Annotated in this window: 13 protein-coding genes; 8 read left to right on the plus strand and 5 right to left on the minus strand. The window is 69.9% G+C overall.

The window, feature by feature from the left end; translation table 11 throughout:
- Positions 1-40: 40 nt before the first annotated feature.
- Positions 41-2,092, minus strand: coding sequence for an ATP-dependent DNA helicase UvrD2 (locus tag ACIBG8_RS46985; protein WP_397349818.1), 2,052 nt, complete (start codon positions 2,090-2,092; stop codon positions 41-43).
- Between the two features lie 145 nt (positions 2,093-2,237).
- Here ACIBG8_RS46985 and ACIBG8_RS46990 point away from each other — a divergent pair, with 145 nt between their 5' ends.
- Both ACIBG8_RS46990 and ACIBG8_RS46995 read left to right on the plus strand, forming a co-directional pair.
- Positions 2,238-3,110: an alpha/beta hydrolase gene (locus ACIBG8_RS46990; RefSeq protein ID WP_397349819.1), complete on the plus strand. Its 873-nt coding sequence runs from the start codon at positions 2,238-2,240 to the stop codon at positions 3,108-3,110.
- Between the two features lie 75 nt (positions 3,111-3,185).
- Complete coding sequence (locus ACIBG8_RS46995; RefSeq protein WP_397349820.1) at positions 3,186-3,431, plus strand: mycoredoxin; 246 nt, start codon at positions 3,186-3,188, stop codon at positions 3,429-3,431.
- Positions 3,432-3,514: 83 nt separating this feature from the next.
- Here ACIBG8_RS46995 and ACIBG8_RS47000 read toward each other — a convergent pair whose 3' ends face one another.
- Together ACIBG8_RS47000 and nudC are read right to left on the minus strand one after the other, a co-directional pair.
- Positions 3,515-3,760: a hypothetical protein gene (locus tag ACIBG8_RS47000; RefSeq protein WP_397349821.1), complete on the minus strand. Its 246-nt coding sequence runs from the start codon at positions 3,758-3,760 to the stop codon at positions 3,515-3,517.
- 58 nt (positions 3,761-3,818) lie between these two features.
- A complete protein-coding gene (nudC, locus tag ACIBG8_RS47005; protein ID WP_397349822.1) occupies positions 3,819-4,793 on the minus strand; it encodes an NAD(+) diphosphatase in 975 nt (324 codons plus the stop codon).
- Between the two features lie 120 nt (positions 4,794-4,913).
- Between nudC and ACIBG8_RS47010 the strand changes: the two genes are divergently transcribed.
- The 6 genes from ACIBG8_RS47010 to ACIBG8_RS47035 all read left to right on the plus strand — a co-directional run bounded on the left by ACIBG8_RS47010 (position 4,914) and on the right by ACIBG8_RS47035 (position 11,213).
- Positions 4,914-6,050, plus strand: a complete 1,137-nt coding sequence (locus ACIBG8_RS47010) for an acetyl-CoA carboxylase biotin carboxylase subunit family protein (RefSeq protein ID WP_397349823.1) — start codon at positions 4,914-4,916, stop codon at positions 6,048-6,050.
- The gene (locus ACIBG8_RS47015) at positions 6,047-7,552 is read left to right on the plus strand and encodes an IucA/IucC family protein (RefSeq protein ID WP_397349824.1); all 1,506 of its coding nucleotides are present in this window, start codon (positions 6,047-6,049) and stop codon (positions 7,550-7,552) included. Before ACIBG8_RS47010 ends, ACIBG8_RS47015 begins: the two co-directional genes overlap by 4 nt.
- The gene (locus tag ACIBG8_RS47020; protein ID WP_397349826.1) at positions 7,553-9,079 is read left to right on the plus strand and encodes an IucA/IucC family protein; all 1,527 of its coding nucleotides are present in this window, start codon (positions 7,553-7,555) and stop codon (positions 9,077-9,079) included.
- Positions 9,076-10,119, plus strand: coding sequence for a type III PLP-dependent enzyme (locus tag ACIBG8_RS47025; RefSeq protein ID WP_397349827.1), 1,044 nt, complete (start codon positions 9,076-9,078; stop codon positions 10,117-10,119). The genes ACIBG8_RS47020 and ACIBG8_RS47025 overlap by 4 nt, the downstream gene beginning before the upstream one ends.
- 9 nt (positions 10,120-10,128) lie before the next feature.
- Positions 10,129-10,470 (plus strand): hypothetical protein, encoded by a 342-nt coding sequence (locus ACIBG8_RS47030; protein WP_397349828.1) that lies wholly within the window; start codon positions 10,129-10,131, stop codon positions 10,468-10,470.
- A 155-nt stretch (positions 10,471-10,625) separates the two neighbouring features.
- On the plus strand, positions 10,626-11,213 hold the full coding sequence (locus ACIBG8_RS47035) for a Uma2 family endonuclease (protein WP_397349829.1): 588 nt from the start codon (positions 10,626-10,628) through the stop codon (positions 11,211-11,213).
- Here ACIBG8_RS47035 and ACIBG8_RS47040 read toward each other — a convergent pair.
- Together ACIBG8_RS47040 and ACIBG8_RS47045 are read right to left on the minus strand one after the other, a co-directional pair.
- A complete protein-coding gene (locus ACIBG8_RS47040; RefSeq protein WP_397349830.1) occupies positions 11,188-14,451 on the minus strand; it encodes an ATP-dependent helicase in 3,264 nt (1,087 codons plus the stop codon). The two genes, ACIBG8_RS47035 and ACIBG8_RS47040, sit on opposite strands and share 26 nt — an antisense overlap.
- Positions 14,445-18,296 carry a UvrD-helicase domain-containing protein gene (locus ACIBG8_RS47045; RefSeq protein WP_397349831.1) on the minus strand — a complete coding sequence of 1,284 codons (3,852 nt, stop codon included), beginning with the start codon at positions 18,294-18,296 and terminating at the stop codon, positions 14,445-14,447. Before ACIBG8_RS47045 ends, ACIBG8_RS47040 begins: the two co-directional genes overlap by 7 nt.
- Positions 18,297-18,438 lie beyond the last annotated feature (142 nt).

The following is an 18,438-nucleotide window of genomic DNA, read 5'->3' on the forward strand; positions in this document are numbered from 1 at the left end:
TAGCCCCAAGCAGATGACCCCCCAACAAGGGGCGCCGGGGTCAGCTTGGGGTGCGGCAGATGGTGAGGACGGCTTCGCCGTACCGGTCGAGTTTGACCTTGCCGATCCCCGCAATAGACAGCAGCTCCTGCTCAGAAACCGGCGCCCGCTCCGCAATAGCCTGCAAAGTGACGTCAGTGAACACCACGTAAGGCGGGATCTTGCCCTCCTTGGCGGTAGCCGTACGCCAGACCTTGAGCCGCTCCAGCAACCCCTCGTCATAGTCCGCAGGACAGGTCGAGCACCGCCCCAGCTTCTGCTCCGCCGCCATCACCAACGTCTTCGCACACACCCGGCAGCTGATCGGCGTGGCCACCGGCCGCCGTTCGCGCGCCGGAGCGGCCGCCGACCGCACGGACCCCGCCGGACGCCCCGTGAGACCGTCGAGGAAGCGGGAGGGACGGCGCCCCTTACGTCCGCCGGGAGCGCGGGCCAGCGCCCACGAGAGGCCCAGATGCGCACGAGCCCGGGTGATCCCCACATACAGCAGCCGCCGCTCCTCCTCGATCTGGTCGGGCGTCTCCGCGTAGATGATCGGCATCATCCCGTCGGTGAGCCCGACGAGGAAGACCGCGTCCCACTCCAGCCCCTTGGCGGCGTGGAGGGAGGCGAGGGTGACGCCCTCGACCGGCGGCGCGTGCTGCTCGGCCGCCCGCCGTTCCAGCTCCACCACGAACGCGGGCAGGTCGCCGCCGTCGGCCGCGACGTCCTCGGCCAGGTCGGCCAGCGCCTTGAGCGACTCCCACTTCTCGCGCGCCTTGCCGCCGCCGCCGGGCGGGTTGGGGGTCAGCCCGATGCCGGACAGGATGTGGTGCACCTCGGAGGCGAGCGGTTCGCCCGCCGCTGAACGCGCCGCCCCGCGCAGCAGCACGACGGCCTGCCGTACCTCTGGACGTTCGAAGAAGCGCTCGGCGCCGCGCAGGACGTAAGGGATCTCGGCCTTGCCGAACGCCGTCTCGTACGCCTCTGACTGGGCGTTGACGCGGAACAGCACGGCGATCTCGCGGCTGTGCACGCCCTGGTCCATGAGCTTGCGTACGGCCCGCGCCACGCCCGCCGCCTCGGCCGGTTCGTCGTCGTACTCGCCGAAGACCGGGGCAGGGCCGTCCGGGCGCTGGGCGATGAGTTCGAGCCGGTGCGGGCTCTTGCCCTTGGCCAGCGCCATGTTGGCGAGGTTGACCACCTGAGGCGTGGAGCGGTAGTCGCGGACCAGCTTGATCACCGCGGCGTTGGGGTATTCGACGGCGAAGCCGGTGAGGTAGCGCGGGGTGGCGCCGGTGAAGGAGTAGATCGTCTGGTTGGGGTCGCCGACCACGCACAGGTCGTCGCGCCCGCCGAGCCAGGTGTCGAGCAGCAGCTTCTGCAGCGGGTTGACGTCCTGGTACTCGTCGACGACGAAGTAGCGGTACTGCTCGCGGACCTGCGAGGCCACTTCCTTGTGCTCGGTCATCACGGCCGCGGTGAGTTCGAGGATGGTCTCAAAGTCGACGAGGTGCCGCTCGCGCCTGATCTGCTCGTAGGCCTCGTAGAGGCGCGCCACCTCCTCGGCCGGGATGGGCGGCGTCCTGTGCGACTTGGCGGCGGCCCCGACGTAGTCTTCCGGCCCGATCTGGGTGACCTTGGCCCACTCGACCTCGGCAGCGATGTCGCGCAGCTCCGACCTGTCCACCTTGCGTACCCGCTGGGCCGCCTCGGCCAGCAACGGCAGCTTCGACTCGATCACCGACGGCGCGGAGCCGCCGATCACCCGCGGCCAGAAGTAGGTGAGCTGGCGCAGCGCGGCGGCGTGGAACGTGCGCGCCTGCACGCCTGGCGCGCCGAGCTGGCGCAGCCGTTGCCTGAGCTCGCCTGCGGCCCGTGTGGTGAACGTCACAGCGAGTACACCCTGGGCGTCGACCACCCCGCTGCGCACGGCGTGGGCGATGCGATGGGTGATCGCCCGCGTCTTACCCGTGCCTGCACCTGCGAGCACGCAGACCGGGCCGCGTACGGCCTCGGCCACCTCGCGTTGCTCGGGATCGAGCCCGGTTAGGACGTCTTCGCTGTGGTTCACCTGTCAATCCTCCCAGCCGGTGGCGACGGAGGACTCCATTCTGGCAACATGCCGCCCGTCATCTGTTCACCATCTTCGAGATGCAAAAAGTAGGTCAATTCCCCCACAATGGGGCGCGACCGTCTGCTTGGGGGAAAGGAAGCCCGTGCGAAGAGCGGTATCCGCGGGTGCGCTGGCACTCGCTGCCGTCGCGCTGTCACCAGGAACGGCGCACGCAGGCAAGGACCCCGTCAGCGGGATGGGCGGCATCGAGTTCGAGACCGTCGAGTACGGCCAGCAGCGCCACCAGGCGATGGACGTGTCCTGGACGGCGGACGGCATGAAGCGCCCAGGGATCTTCCTGATCCACGGCGGCTGGTGGAGCAGCGGCGACAAGAAGTACATGACCGAGGTCACCCGCAGCTACGCCGAGCTCGGATACACCGTTTTCACCATCAACTACCGGCTGTCCGGCGAGGCGGCGTGGCCCGCGCAGCGCACCGACGCGCTCGCCGCCATCCAGTCAGCGCGCAAGCAGGCGGAGCGCTGGTCGTTCGACCCCAACAACTACGTGGTCGTCGGGTTCTCGGCCGGTGGGCACATCGCGGCGGCCGTCGGCACGTACGGCGACGGCGACCTGCCCGGTCTCAAGGGCGTCGTGGGCATCTCGCCGGTGATCTCGCCGCTGCGCGCGTATTCGGACGGGGCCGCCTCGGCCGACCCCAACCAGCGCAAGCTGCGCGAAGCCGCGATCCAGCTCGCCGGCGGGTGCGAGCCCAAGGGGGCGTGCTCGCGGGTGTGGGCGAGCATGGAGGTGCCGTGGCACGCCAGCCGCCACGACGTGCCGGTGCTGGCGGTGCACTCCAAGGACGAGTTCGTGCCTCCGGCGCAGAGCATGTTGCTCAAGGAGATGCTGGGGCAGGTCGGGGTGCCGGTGACGATCTTCACGGCGCCTGGGGTGGAGCACAGCGCGCCGCTGTACCGGGAGCCCGGAGTAGCCGAGCGGGTGCAGAAGTGGATCGCTGAGCGGATCGGCTGAGGTTTCCAGCGCTGCGGGATTACGAACGCTGCTCGCGTTGTTGCAACGATCGCCTGTCAGCGGAAAGGACCCCACATGGCGCTCACGGTCTACAGCACTACCTGGTGCGGCCCCTGCAAGCGACTGAAGTCGCAGCTGAGCCGGGAGGGCATCGCTTATACCGAGATCGACATCGAACGTAATCCTGGTGCGGCAGAGTTCGTGATGAGCGTCAACAACGGCAACCAGACGGTGCCGACGGTGGTCATCGAGACCCCCAGGGGCAAGGTCGTCCGCACCAATCCGTCGGTGCTCGAGGTGAAGAAGATCTTGAAGGCGTAAAAGAGCCTCGGCGCACACTGTACGCCGAGGCTGATTTACGATGGGCGCGGGGACCTGGGCGCTAGGATCGTCCAGGTCCCGAATTAGTGCGTATGGGCGTCGATCTTCTCTTCGAGCCGGTGAATGTCGGCCTTCAGCTCGTTGCGTATGTCGATCATCTCGCTCTTGAGGTCGGTGATCCCCATGGACACCGCTCCACTGATCGCCTCGATGATCTTCTGGGTTTGGGCCTGAATCTTGTCGTCGATGCGTACTTCGACGGCGGCGAACTGGATCGCGAGCTTCTGCCGCTCCAGATTCACGAACTCCTGGACGTGTGTGTCGTTCATGGTCATGAATTTACACTCCCCGTCACCCAGCGTGTCAGGAAAATCACTCAATCGCAGGCTACCAGTCACCAACCAGGTGATCCCCATACCAGGTCTCTATCAATCGCCTCGCGATCGAGACCGCGGGCGGGAGGCGGAGCTCGCCTGACGCGATCGCCGCGACCAGTTCCTCGCGCGAGAACCACCGGGCTTCGGCGATCTCCTCGCTGTCGCAGATCAACTCCGTGGTGGTCGCACGCGCGAAGAAACCCAGCATCAGGCTGCGCGGGAACGGCCACGGCTGGCTGCCCAGGTAGCGGGGTTCAACGGCCACCACGCCGACCTCCTCCGCCACCTCCCTGATCACCGCGTGCTCCAACGACTCCCCGGGCTCCACGAACCCGGCCAGGATCGACATCCGCCCCTCGGGCCACTGCGGCCCGCGGGCGAGCAGGCACCGGTCCTGGTCGTCGCGGATGAGCATGATCACCGCGGGGTCGACACGCGGAAAGTGCTGGCTCTGGTCCTCGGGGCACACCCTGATGTGCCCACCGGCCTGCACCTCCGTACGGCTCCCGCACCGCGGGCAGAACTCGTGCGTCGTGTGCCAGGCCTCCAGCGCCACCGCGTACACCAGCAGCCCCGCGTCGCGGTCGCCGAGCAGCCCGCCCACCTGCCGCAGCCCCGCGGAGAACGGCTGCCCCTCCGGGGTCTCTGCGACGGACAGGGGTACGGTGGCCCGCCTGTTGGCGTCGCCGCCGACCGATTCCGGCAGCGTGGCCGCCACGGCGAAGTAGGCGACGTCGTCCTCGACGCCCAGCAGGTAGCGCTCGCCGTCCGGCGCCTCGGCCGTGGTGAACAGGACCGCCTCGACGTCGTCACCGGCCCGCCGTACGAGCGTGCGGCCGTCGTTGATGACCAGGACCCTGGAGCTCGGGCTGGCCCAGGCGCTCTTCAGCCACGCCGCGTCGCCGCGCAGGATCGAGGAACGGTCGATGGTGCCGCGTGCGAGGAGCAGCGGCCCCAAGAGTGTTTCTTCTGCCGTCGTCTCCACCCGGTCATCCTATGACGCTGGGATGAACGCTCATTTACTCCATCCGGGCGGTGAGACGATCTCCCTGCGGCTATGATCTGCCACTTAGGTTAGCCTTACCTGATCTGGGGGTGCCCTGCGTTGCGGCTCTACGTGACCGCGCTCAAACCGACGGACTCGGTGACCGACGGGTTCCTGCCCGCCGCCCGCGCGCTGGGCTGCGACGTGACCGTGCTCACCGACCGTCCAGCGGAGCACCCGGACGCGGTCCTGTGCGACGTGCGCGACCCACGCGCGATCATAGACGCCGTCGCGCATCTGGGCAGGCCGGACGCGATCTTCTCCAACTCCGACCACCTCCAGGCCGAGACGGCGCTGGCCGCCGACTACTTCGGGCTCCCCGGCAAGGACTGGCGGGCGTGCCTGTCGGCCAAGAACAAGTTCCTCATGCGCGAACGGCTGGCCGCCGCCGGGGTGGAGCAGGTGCTGTCGGTACGGCTGGCGCCCGGCGACCCGGTGCCGGACGGCCTGCCGTACCCGCTGGTCGTCAAGCCTCGCGAGGGGGTGGCCAGCGAGGACGTGATGCTGGTCGAGTCGTCGCTGGAGAAGGCGGTCGCCGAGGTCAGGGGGCGGCGGCCCGGGGAGGCGCTGGTCGTCGAGGAGTATCTGGAGGGGCCGCTGCGCACCCTGGAGACGCTGGGGGATCATCGCGGGACGCGGGTGCTCGGGGGGTTCGCGACCACGTTGGGGCCGTTGCCGTACTTCGTGGAGGAACGGCTGGACTGGGCGCCCGACGGGTCGCACGATCATGTGCTTTCCGCGCTTCGTGCGCTCGGGGTGGGGTTCGGGGCGTGCCACACCGAGTATGTGGAGACGGCGCGTGGGCCGAGAATCGTTGAGGTGAACTATCGCGTCATCGGTGACCATTGCGACTTTTTGCTGGGCGACATCCTTGGGGTGGAGCTGTTCGAGGAGATCCTGCGGGTGCATCTGGGGGAGCCTGTGCGGTCCTTCTCCCCTTCTGGGCGGTACGGCACTGCTGTGAGTGTTGTCGCCGAGCGGTCCGGGGTCATCGCTTCCGGGCCTGGGGTGGTCGAGGTCCACGAGGGGGACGTCAGGCTGTGGCATCGGCCGGTGCGCCGGGTTGGGGAGTCTGTCGAGGTCACGCATACCAACCGTGACTATCTCGGGGTGATCCGGGCGGTCGGGGCGTCGCGTTCTGTGGTGGAGGCGGCGGTCGAGGGGTTTCGTGCCGAGCGGCCTTGGGTGATCGTGTGAGGGAACCGTACCTGGCTGCCAGGGTTCTGGACGCTTTGCTTCGTGAGAACTACGGGGGGCTGGCTGAGCGGGTGACGCGGAGCCGGGACGGGGTGGCGCTGGTGCTGGCCGACGGGCGGTCGGTGCGGCTGGCCGCTGGGGTGTTCCAGGACTTCGTGGTGGCGCCTGGGGAGCTTTTGGGGCTTGAGCAGGTGTTGCACACGTTGGCTGAGCTGGCTGACGAGGAGGACGCGGAGGGGGTGGCCGCGTTTTTCGAGGAGTGCGTGGAGGCGTTGGCGGGGCTTGAGCTGCTGGACTCCCACCGTCCGGCTGTGTTGGGGAGCAGCTTGGCCGACTATGAGACGTTGGCGGCCTTTGTGGACCACCCGATTTATCCGACATCTCGGGCGCGGAGTGGGTTGTCGGAGGCGGATTTGCTGGCCTATGCGCCTGAGTTCGCGCCGTCGTTCGAGCTTCGGTGGGCCGCCGTGCGGGTGGCGCCGGGCTCCGCCGTACACCGGCCCGCCGACGCGGCGCCTTGGTGGCCGAGCGCAGAGGATGTGGGCCTCCCCAAAGACCCGGGCATCCCCGGAAAAGCAGACACGCACGCCCTGTTTCCTGTGCATCCGTTGTCGTTGGGGGAGGTTGAGCGGATCGAGGGGGTTGTCGTCGCGCCTGACAGCTATCTGCTGGTGCGTCCGACGCTGTCCATGCGGACCGTCGCCGTCGACGAGCGGACCCATCTCAAGCTCCCCCTCGCCACCAGCACGCTCGGCAGGCTCAACCGGCGCTCGATCAAGCCGGCCACCCTCGACGACGGCGCCCGTGCCGAGCTGCTGGTCCGTGAGCTGGCCGACCCCGGCGTGCTGGTCGCCGACGAGCAGACCTACGGGCACGCGGGCCACGAATACCTCGCCTGGATGATCCGCAAGCTCCCCGCCGGCAGGATCGTGCCCGTCGCCGCGCTCCCCCAGGTCATGCCCGAGGCGCTCGGCGACTACCTGCGCCTCCTGCTCCGCTGGAACGTCCGGCTGTTCGTGGAGTACGGCGTCGCGCTCGAAGCCCACCAGCAGAACCTCGCCGTCGTCGTGACAGACGACGTGCTGAAGCTGCTGGTCAAGGACAACGACGGCCTGCTCGCCTCCCCCAGCAGGCTGGCCGCCGCCGGGGTCAAGGTGCCCGACTTCGCCGACGAGCGCATGCTCACCGACGACCCGCACGCCCTGGCCGATGTGTTCGTCACCATCACCCTGCACCTCGCCGCCACCGCCGTGGCCAGTGCCGTACTGCCGGCCGATGCCGCGGCCAGGCTCGTGCGCGACACCCTGACCGAGGCGCTGGCGGAACACGGCGACCACCCCATGGCCAAGCTGCTGCGCGCCCGCACCCTCGACGCCGCCAGGCTCACCGGCAAGTCCATGATCACCGCGGGCACCCTGAAGACCAAGCAGCGGTCGGGCGCGCGCGACATCAACAAGTTCTACGGCACCAGCGGACCCAACTACCTGCGTAGGAGCTCCTGAGTGGACAGCCTGGTCCTGGACCCGCCCGCAGCCGTCGCGGCTGAGGCCACCCTCCACGCGCTGCTGCGCTGCTGCGTACGCGAGGTGGCCGGGCCGCGCGGCGCGGTCTGGCCGGCCTCACCCCACCTGCTGCTGAAGGTGGGCGGCGCGCTCATCAGGGTGCGCACCAGCGGCGGTTCCGCGCTGCGCTTCTCCGGCGCCCCCGAGCGGCTCGAGCTGGGGTCGTGGCTCCCGCTGACCCTCGACGAGCTCGTACGGCTGGCGCAGGCCGATCTGGACCCGTCCACGGACAACCCCGAGTTCGCCGAGCAGGTCGCGGCCAGCCGTGACGCGCTCGCCGCGATCCTGGCGGCGCGGGCGGGGACGAAGCCGCCCGCCGACCCGTGGCTGGAGTCTGAGCAGTCGCTGGTCTTCGGCCACCCGTTCCACCCGGCGCCCAAGGCGCGCGGCGGGTCCGGGTGGCTGCGGTACGCGCCCGAGGCGCACGCGGAGTTCCCGCTGCGGCTGCTGGGGGTGCGGCGCGACGCGGTGGCCGGGGAGGGCGACTCGTCCGCGCTCGACCTGCTCGGTGCGGCGCCCTCCGGATACGTGCTGCTTCCTGCGCACCCGTGGCAACTCGACCTGCTCGCTCCTGCTTTCGACGACCGGCTGATCGACCTCGGCGACTCCGCCGTGGGCGTGGTGCCCACCTCGTCGGTCCGCACGGTCTACGCGCCGGATGCGGAGGTGTGCCTGAAGTTCAGCGTGGATGTGCGGATCACCAACTGCGTGCGGAAGAACGCCTGGTACGAGCTGGCCGGGGCGGTGGCGCTGACCGAACGGCTCGCGCCGATCTTCGCCGACGTCGCCAGGCGCTTCCCGGGCACCCGGTGGCTGGCCGAGCCCGGCTACCGCACCGCCGACCTGGGGAAACGGCTGTTCGAAGGGCTCGGGGTGATCGTCAGGCAGAGCCCGTGGTCGGTGGTCGCCCCCGGCGTCACCCCGGTCCTGGCCGGTACGGTGACCGCCCGCGGCTGCGACCCCTTCGCCTGGTGGGCGGCCTACGTCCGCACGGTCGCGCTGCCGGTGCTCGACCTGTTCATCCGGCACGGGGTGGTTCTGGAGCCGCATCTGCAGAACGTCCTGGTCGGGCTGGACCCGTCCGGGATGCCGGTCGAGGCGGTGTTCCGCGACCTGGAGGGCACCAAGCTGGTCGGCCACGATCTGCGCGGGCTGCCCGAGCGGGTGGCCGAGGCGCTGACCTACGACGAGGAGCGCGGCTGGAGCCGGGTCGTCTACTGCCTGATGGTCAACCACCTCACCGAGGTCGCGGCCACGCTCGCGCCGTCCGACGAGGTGTTGCGCCAGCTGTGGCGGTCGGCGAGGGAGATCCTGGCCGCTTACGCGGGGTCCGTGGGGTGGCCGCTGCCGCTGACGGATCTGCTGGCGGGGGCGCCGCTTCCGGCCAAGGCGAACCTGACCGTGCGGTGGGCGCGCGGGGCCGACCGGTCCGCCGGGTACGTGCCGATCGCGAACCCGTTCGCATGATCGACGTCGACGTTCCTGCCTACGTCTACGATCTGGCCGCGCTGGACGCGCACGCTGGGATGGTTCGAGCGGCTCTGCCGGGGATCGAGCTCTACTACGCGGTCAAAGCCAATCCGGACCCGAAGCTCCTCGAGGTGCTCGCCGACCACGTGGACGGCTTCGAGGTGTCATCGGGCGGCGAGTACAACCACGTCCGAGGGCGCTTCGGGGCGCGGGTGGCGTTCGGCGGGCCGGGCAAGACGGACGGCGAGTTGCTGCTCGCTGCGGACGCCTACCGGGTGCACGTCGAGTCGCCCAACGAGCTGAGGCGGCTGCTCGCGACAGGTGCGGACGCCGACGTGCTGCTGCGGGCCAACCTGCGACTGGACGTCGGTGGCGCGGCGCTGGAGATGAGCGGGCCGTTCGGCATGGACGAGGACGGGCTGGCCGAGTGCCTGCCGCTGTTCACCGACCGGGTACGGCTGCGCGGCCTGCACGCGCACCTGGCCAGCGGGCTGCCCGCGCCGCGGCTGCTGGAGGTGGCCGCTCGCGTGCTCGCGCATCCCTACGACGAGATCAACGTCGGGGGCGGGATGGCGGTGTCTTATGCGGATCCATCAGAGATGTTCGACTGGGCGGCTTATGGGCGAGGTCTGGCCGCGCTCCGCCGTACAGGGCAAGTGGTCAGGATCGAGCCGGGAAGGGCGCTGACCGCCTATTGCGGCTCCTACGTCACCCGGGTGATCGACGTGAAGCGGGTGCACGGCGAGATGTTCGCGGTGTTGCACGGCGGCACCCACCATCTGCGCACCCCGGTCACCAAGGGGCACGACCAGCCCTTCACCGTCCTCCCGACCGGCTCCGGCCCCTCGCTGGACGGCCCGGTGACCCTGGTGGGCCAGCTCTGCACCCCCAAGGATGTCTTCGCCAGGAACATCCACACCTCGCTGCGGGTGGGCGACACCGTGGTGTTCGCCATGGCCGGTGCGTATGCGTGGAACATCTCCCACCATGACTTCCTGATGCACCCCAAGCCGGACTTTCACTATCTGTCACGATAGCGTGACAATATGACAGAGATCGCCGAACGGCTGCGGATCGCGACCGGCTTCGCGCAGAAGGAACACGAGTGGATCGGGGAGCGCTTCGAGAGCCTCTACCGGCGGCTGCGCGGCCACGAGCCGGACTCCGTGGACATGGAGCTCAGCATCAAGGACCGCGACACGGCCGAGCAGCGCGCGACGCTGGAGCTGTGGGTGAGCGGGTGGCCGCGACTGGTGGCGACGTCACGGAAGACCGACCTCTCCGCGGCGGTCACCGAGGTGCGCGACGACATGATCCGCCAGGTGGACGACACCAAGGAGAAGCGCGAACCCAACAAGAACCGCCACCTGCGCGAACCACTGACCTGATCGGTACTGGTGTTCGAGATTTACCTGACGATGGGGAGTTGACTGACTACCCTTGGTGTCAATCGGGCGCCGCATCGCCCGCCAACCCCTCGTCAGGAGCCGGAGAGGATGACACCATCATGGTCATGGCCCCACCTCGCCCTCATACCGCGGAAGTGGACTTCAACGACGCTCAGAGCCTGTGTCTCGAGGTCAACGACGCGGGCTTCACTGCGGAGCTCAGCCACGGGCAGGTGGTCGTAGTGCCGTGGGCCAGCCCGGACAGCGGAAAGATCCTTCACAGGATGCAGCGAGCGCTCTTTCCGCTCGCGAACGAAAACGACTGGGTCTTCTTCCAGAGTCTGGCCGTGCACGTGCCGCCACACCGCGACATGCGGCTGCCTGATCTCATCGTCGCTCCGGAAGCGGCAGAGCTCTACGACGGGATGCACATCTTCGGGCACTCCACGCTTCTCGTAGTCGAGGTCTGCTCCAAGGGCACCGCCGCCGTCGACTATGCGGAGAAGCCCAACGAGTACGCCCGTGCCGGTGTACCGCTCTACCTGATCATCGATCAGCTGGCCGACCCGCAGAGGCTCGTTCTCATGAGTGGTCCGGTCGACGACCTGGCACCCCAGGACTGCCGCCCACCCTATGAGAAGACCATCACCATCCATCGCGGCGACAAGCTCGTCCTGCCCGACCCCTTCAACCTCACGATCGAGACAGATGAGCTGTTCACGCCTGGGGGATCGACTCGATGAGGGCGACGAGCCCGGCCGCGTCGAGCAGGTCCACCGGGCGGATGGTCTCGTTGGTGCGCACGAAGTGGAACGCCGCGCGCACCGACGAGACCGGCACCCCTGAAAGGTGCGCCCAGGCCAGCCGGTACGCGGCCAGCTGAACCGACGCAGCTCGGGCCGCCTTGCCTGTCGGGCGTTCGCCGGTCTTCCAGTCGACCACCTCGTACGACCCGCCAGGCAGCTCGAAGACCGCGTCCATCCGCCCGCGCACCAACCGGTCGGCGATCATCGTCTCGAACGGCACCTCCAGGTCGAGCGGCTCCCGCCCCGCCCACTCGCTCTCCTCGAAGCGCTCCTGCAGCTCGGCCAGCCGTACGTCGACCTCCTCCGGCTCGTCATAAGCACCGGGCAGCTCGAAGTCGTCGATCAGCCGCTGCTGGTCCCACCGCGACTCCAGCCACCGGTGGAACGACTGCCCGCGCCTGGCCAGCGGAGCCGGCTTGCGCGGCACCGGGCGCCGGATCCTGCGCGCCAGCTCCTTGGCGTCCTCGGCCAGCGTGACCAGGGACGACACGGTCAGCTTCGACGGCAGCTCGACCGTCGTCTGGCTCACCTTCCTGTACATCTCGCGCTCGCGCAGCAGCAGCTCGGTGTCGCGCTCCCACGCCTTGAGCCGTTCCTCGTCGAAGGAGGAGGCGCGCGCCGGCCCGTCCGCCTCGTCGAGCATCCCGGCCAGGGCGTCCTCCACCAGGCGGGCGCCGTCGAGGACCGACTCGTAACGCAGCCCCTCCGGCTCGACCGGCCACGTCGCCTCGGCCGGTTCGGCCAGCAACGGGTTGGTCGCGCCCTCTTCGAGGTCAGGCGCCCAGAACGCGATGCGATCGGCGGTGTCGCGCACTTCGAGCAGGAAGTCGGAGGGTTCGAGCGGCTTCGTGGCGGTTCCCCACCGGTAGCCGGAGGCGATCAGCAGGTAGTGGGCGCGGGTCACGGCCACGTAGGCCAGCCGCCGCTCCTCCATCAGGTCCCGCTCGCGGCACTGCTCCTCGAAGGCGATCAGCTCCTCCTTGGCCAGCCCGGACAGGCGCGGCAGGTCGGCCACGTCGCCGCGCAGCGGGTAGGGCAGCTTGCGCGGGTTGTCGGTCCACCTGCTGTTGGTGACCGGCGTCGCGGGGAACATGCTGCCGATCGCGATGTGCCCCTTGGAGCTGACCAGCTGCGACAGTCCTGGCACGACCACGACCGGCCACTCCAGGCCCTTGGAGGCGTGCACGGTCATCAGCTTCACGCTGTTGCTCTCGCCCACCCGCCCGGCCTCCAGCCCGAACTCCTCGCTCTCCGCCGCCTGCAGGTAGGCCAGGAAGGCGCCCAGCGTCGGATCCTCGGCGTCGCCAGCGAAGCGCGAGGCGGCGTCGAGGAACGCGTCGAGGTCGGCCCTGGCGGCGAACGCGCTGACCGTGCCGCCGCGCGCCGCGACCTCGATGTCGAGGCCCAGCCTGCGCTCCACCTCGTTGATCAGGTCGGGCAGCGGCTGCGCCGTGTGCGAGCGCAGGCTCCTGAGCTCCTGCGCGACGGCGACCAGCCGCGTCCTGGCCAGCGGCGCGAACGCCTCCAGCCACTCCTCGCGGTCGGGCAGCTCGTCGAGCGCGTCGACCAGGCTGCCGCGCTCCTCGGCCAGGTCGGCGACCACCTGGTTGAGCGGGTCCCGCTCGCGGCGCGCGCCCTCGCGGGCCTCGCGGTTGAGCTCGCGCGCGTAGTCGCCGAGCAGCCTGAGGTCGGCGGGCCCGATGCGCCAGCGCGGCCCGGCCAGCAGCCTGACCAGCGCGTCTCCGGCCGTCGGGTCGTAGAGGACGCGGAGCGTGGCCACGATGTCGTTGACCTCGGGCACGGTGAGCAGGCCGCCCAGTCCGACCACTTCGACGGGGATGTCGCGCTCTTCGAGCGCTCTGCGCAGCGCGGGGAACTGTGAGCGCTTTCGAGCGAGGATGGCCACATCCTGGGGTTGTACGGCGAGCGTCTTCTTACGCTCCTTCTCTCCCCAGGGGAGCCCGTCGGGGGCCACCTCCTGATCGATGATCTTGGAGATCCCGTCGGCGATCCACTTCGCCTCGTCCTCGGCCGTCTCGTGGAACGCGCAGACCACGCGTCCCCGGTCGACCCGGTTGGAACCGGGCACCAGGACCGGCACCTCGCGCGCCTCCATGCGCAGCGGGAGCTGCACGCGCGCCGCGACGTCGAGCACCCGGTCGCCGTTCCTGAAGCTCACCGAGAGCTGTTTGATCGGCGCCGGTTCGCCCTTGTCGAGCGGGAAGTCCTTCGCGAAGCGCCGCAGGTTGCCCGAGGAGGCGCCGCGCCAGCCGTAGATGGACTGGCAGGGGTCGCCGACCGCCGTGACCGGGTGGGCCTTGCCGTACAGGCTCCTGAGCAGGACGAGCTGCGCGTGGCTGGTGTCCTGGTACTCGTCCAGAAGCACCACCGAGTAGCGGGAGCGCTCGATCTCCCCCACTTCCGCATGCTTCTCCGCGATCCGGGCGGCGAGCGACATCTGGTCGCCGTAGTCGATGACCTCGCGCCTGCGCTTCAGCCGCTCGTACGCCTCGACCAGCGGGAGCAGCTGCTCCCTGGCTTCCTGTACGGCCAGCGGCTTGCGTTGCTGCGCGATCGTCCTGCCGGTCAGCCTGCCGTACCCCTCCTGGAGCCACGCGCCCACCTCCCGTACGTCGGCGGCGGTGCGCAGGTGCTCGGACAGCTCCCCGGCCAGGTCGAGGACGGCTGCCGTCACCGACGGTGGGCCGAGCTCGATCTTGTCCATCGGCCCGTCGTACATCGCCACCACCCGGGAGGCGAGCTGCCAGGAGATGGCCGGGGTGACCAGGCGCATCGTGGGTTCGAGCGCCTCGCGCAGCGCGTGGTCCTGCACCAGCCGGGCGGCGTAGGCGTGGTAGGTGGAGATGGTCGGCTCGTTGTCGAGCGCCTCGGGGGCGACGAGGCCCGCCTCGGCCAGGCCGTTCAGCCGCTCGCGGACGCGCGTGGCAAGCTCCGCCGCCGCCTTCCTGGTGAAGGTCAGGCCGAGCACGCGCTCCGGGCTGACCAGGCCGTTGGCGACCAGCCACACCACGCGGCCGGCCATCGTCTCGCTCTTGCCTGACCCGGCTCCGGCCATGACGACCATGGGCTCCAGCGGCGCCTCGATGACCGCGGCCTGCTCGCTGGTCGGCGGCAGGATGCCGAGCTTCTCGGCCAGTTCGATCGGGTTCAGCACACCTGGCCCCCGTTGTCGTTGACGGGGCAGCTGTTCCTGGCCGCGCAGGTGCGGCAGCCGTCGTTCACCTTGGCCTGGAAGAACGGGCCCGACATGCCGATCGCGACGGTGTCGACCATGTCCTTGGCCCAGCCGGGGTCCGGGTCGTCGGCCAGCGCGGGCTGGGACTGCTCCAGCGCCTCCTTGCCCGCCGCCTTGCCCACCTGGACCAGCGCGGCGCCGCCCGGCTCCGTCATGCCGTGCTTGGCGAAGGCCTGAAGGAGCGCGGCGAGCTGGTAGACGCCCAGCTGCGGGTGGCGGTCGAGGTCGCCAGGCTTGGGCTTGGAGCTGCCGGTCTTCAGGTCGATGATCACCGCGCGGCCCTGGTCGTCACGCTCGACCCGGTCGACGCGGCCCCTGATCTCGACGCCCTCGGAGACCCTGGCGGTGAACGCCTCCTCCAGGGCGATCAGCTCGCGCGGGTTCTCCTTGTGCCACTGGACGAACTTGCTGATCATCTGCTCGGCGACCTTGCGTTGCTTGCGGTTGAACCAGACGCCGCCGAAGTCGAGCTCGCTCCAGATCTCGTCGAGGCGGCTGCCGAGGAGGTCCTCGCTGGGCAGGTCGGTGGCGGCGAGTACGGCGAGCGCGTGGATGATCGTGCCGAGGCCCTGGGCGGAGCTGGTGCCCGCTGCGCCGACCGCGGTTTCGAGCAGCCATCTGAGGCCGCACTTGGTGAAGTTCTCCACAGCCGACGGCGAGATGCGGACGATGTCGTCTGGCCAGCCGATCGGGCGGTCGTCGGAGATCGGGGTGAGCGCGTACCAGTCGTTGGGGTGCGCGCCCTGCACGCCCGCGGCTGCCAGCCTGGCGAGGTGCTTGGCGGCTTCCTGTCGGATTTTCCCCGATTTAGTGGGATCGGTGACGGCGCTGCGGAGGTCGGCGACGAGGGCCGACATGTTCAGCCAGCGCGCCCGGTCGTCCACCCCGGCCTCCTCGACGGCGCCCGGCATCAGCTCGCTCAGGAACCTCGACGGGCGCTCGTCAGTGTCCTCGCCACCCACGGCGGTCACCACGAGGCGCTTCCTCGCCCTGGTCGCGGCCACGTAGAACAGGCGGCGCTCCTCGGCGAGCAGCTTGGACGACAGGCTCGCCGCCGCCACGTCCTTTTCGAGCGGGGCGCCCTCGGAGACCTGGACCAGGTCCTCCACGCCCAGCATCGACCCGCGCAGGCGCAGGTCGGGCCACACGCCCTCCTGGACGCCGGCGACGACCACGACGTCCCACTCCAGGCCCTTGGACCTGTGGGCGGTCAGGACCCGTACGGCGTCGCCGTCCGGAGCCCTGTCCGCCAGCGTGTCACCGGGGATCTCCTGGGCGGCCAGGTCGTCGAGGAACACCTCTGGGCCTGCCTTGGGCATCCTGTCGACGAACTTGGCCGCGTAGTCGAAGAGCGCTACCACGGCGTCGAGGTCACGGTCGGCCTGCGCGCCTCTGGCGCCGCCTTGGAGGCTGGTGTCGGTCCATTGCTTGGCTAGGCCGCTGGCGTTCCAGACTTCCCAGAGGACGTCTTCTGCGGTGCCGCCTTTTTGTACGGCTTCGCGGGCGGCTTTGAGGAGGTTGCCTACGCGTTCTGCTGGTCTGGCTACGTGGGGTTCCACGCGGACGAGCTCACGGACGTCAGCCAGGGCGGCGATCATCAACTCCCCCGACGACCGCGCCACCACCGTTTCCCCGTCCAGAACGCGGTCGGACCCGTCAGTGGCCGTGTCGGCGACATCCGCGGACCCCTCAGCGTCATCGCGGGGTCCGCTGGCGACGCCTTCGCTCTCGCGGGCAGCGTCGTCGGACCTGCTGGCGACGTCCTCGGGACCGCTGGCGGTGTCGTCGGGCCTGCTGGCGACGTCCTCGGGGCCGCTGGCGATGTCCCGAGGTCCGGCCATGGCAACCTCGGGGTTCTGGCCCCGAGGTCCTTCTCCGGCCTCCCGGGGTTCGTCCGCTGGGTCGTGGGGGTCGGCGAGCAGGGCCTCGTTCTCCGCGATCTTGAGGGCGCGGCGGAGTCGGCGTACACCCAGCATGTCCGTGCCACCCAGCGGGCCGGTCAGCAGTTCCTCGGCCACCGGCTCGTCCAGCGCCTGGGCGTCCATGGCCACCCTGAGCACCGTCAGCAACGGACGGACCCCCGGCTCCTGCGCCAGCGGCACCTCGTCACCCGCCACCATCGTCGGCACCCCGGCCGTCACCAGCGCGCGCCTCAGCAAGGGCACCTGCCGGGTGGCCGACCGCACGAGCACCGCCATCCGATGCCACGGAATCCCATCGATCAGATGCGCCCGCCGGAGCGTGTCCGCCACCACGGCGGCCTCCTGAGAGGTGCTGTCAGCCAGCAACACCTTCACATCGCCCGGCTCGGCGTCCGGCATCGGCAGCAACTCCCGATGCCCATGCGCCCGCCGCCGCTCCGGCACCCCCCAGCCCTGCACAGCCGTACGGTCCCCAACCCCGCCTACACCAGCCCCAGCCGTACGGTCCCCAGCCTCGCCTGCACGAACTCCAGCTGTACGGTCCCCAGCCTCGCCTACCCGAGCCCCAGCCGTCGCCCCACCATCCGCCTGATCGCCAGCGTCACTCTCGCCAGACCCGCTCCCACCAGCCCCACGATCGCCGGACCCGCTCACATCGGCTGAGCCACGGCCCGACCCGCGCTCGTCGGCCGCGCGGTCGATCCCGTCGGTTGTCGCACGATCGACGGACCCAGGCTCGTCGGACGCCAATGGGCGGTCGGCTGCTGCCGTGGGCTCAGGGCTGTTGGGGTCAACGGTCGCGGAGGCGTCCCCTGCGGTGCTGGACGTTTTGGGAGAGACCGCCGTGGTCGTTGGAGAAGTCGCCAGCGAGGGGGTGGGTTGGGGGGTGGGGGCGGCGGGGAGGCGGGTGGCTATGCGGCGGGTCGCCTCCAGCAGGTCGGCGCCGCTCCGGCGGCACACGCGCAACGCCACCACCGGCGCCTCCCGCCCAGCCCTGTCGCGGAACCGTTCGGGAAATTTCAGGATCCCCTGCACGTCAGCCCCACGGAACCCGTAAATCGACTGGTCAGGGTCGCCGACCGCGATCAGGTCACGCCCCTCCCCCGCCAACTGCTGCAGCAACAGCTCCTGCGCCGGGTCGGTGTCCTGGTACTCGTCCACGAACACCACGTCGTACGCCCCGCGCTCCCGCGTCCGCACGTCCGTCGAGGCCAGCAACCCCCCTGCCTCCCTGATCAGCTCCGCGTAGTCGAGCGAAGGCTCGGGATCGAGGTCGAACCGCTGCTGGTACCGGTCGGCGAACCCGCCAACGGCGACCCAGTCCTGCCTGCCGTACAGCCGACCGAGCGCCACGAGCCGCGAGCCGTCCAGCCCACGCTCGCCCGCGCGGGACAGGAAGTCGCGCAGCTCCTCGGCGAACCCGCGCGTCTTGAGCGCCTCGTGCAGCCCGCGTGGCCAGAAGACGGCGCCGTCCTCGAGCTCGCCGTGGAGCAGGCGGCGGATCTCCAGCAGTTGCTCGGGCCCGGTGAGCAGGCGCGGCGACAGCACCCCGGCCGCGACGGCCTCGCGGCGCAGCAGGGCGTAGGCGTAGCTGTGGAAGGTGAGGGCGAGGGGGGTGCGGGTGGTACGGCGCATGCGGGAGGTGATGCGCTGGCGCAGCTCTTCCGCGGCTTTGCGGCTGAAGGTCAGGATGAGGATGCGTTCCGGGTCGGTGCCGCGGCGCTCGACCCGGTCGACGACGGCCTCGACGATCGTGGTCGTCTTGCCGGTGCCTGGACCTGCGAGAACGAGCATGGGCCCGCCCGTGTGGTCAACGACGGCACGCTGATGCTCGTCGAGCACAGGGGCCGCAACAGGCCCCCCGCCTCCACGCCGCACCAACCGCCAGGTCTGACCACTCACAACCCTAGATTCCATCAGACCGCAGGGGTAGATCGTGCCGACTTGACCGTTGCGGCCGAACGTACCTCCGAACAACCCCCCA

Origin of the sequence: Nonomuraea sp. NPDC050556, from assembly GCF_044457355.1 — a bacterium.
Taxonomy (GTDB): domain Bacteria; phylum Actinomycetota; class Actinomycetes; order Streptosporangiales; family Streptosporangiaceae; genus Nonomuraea.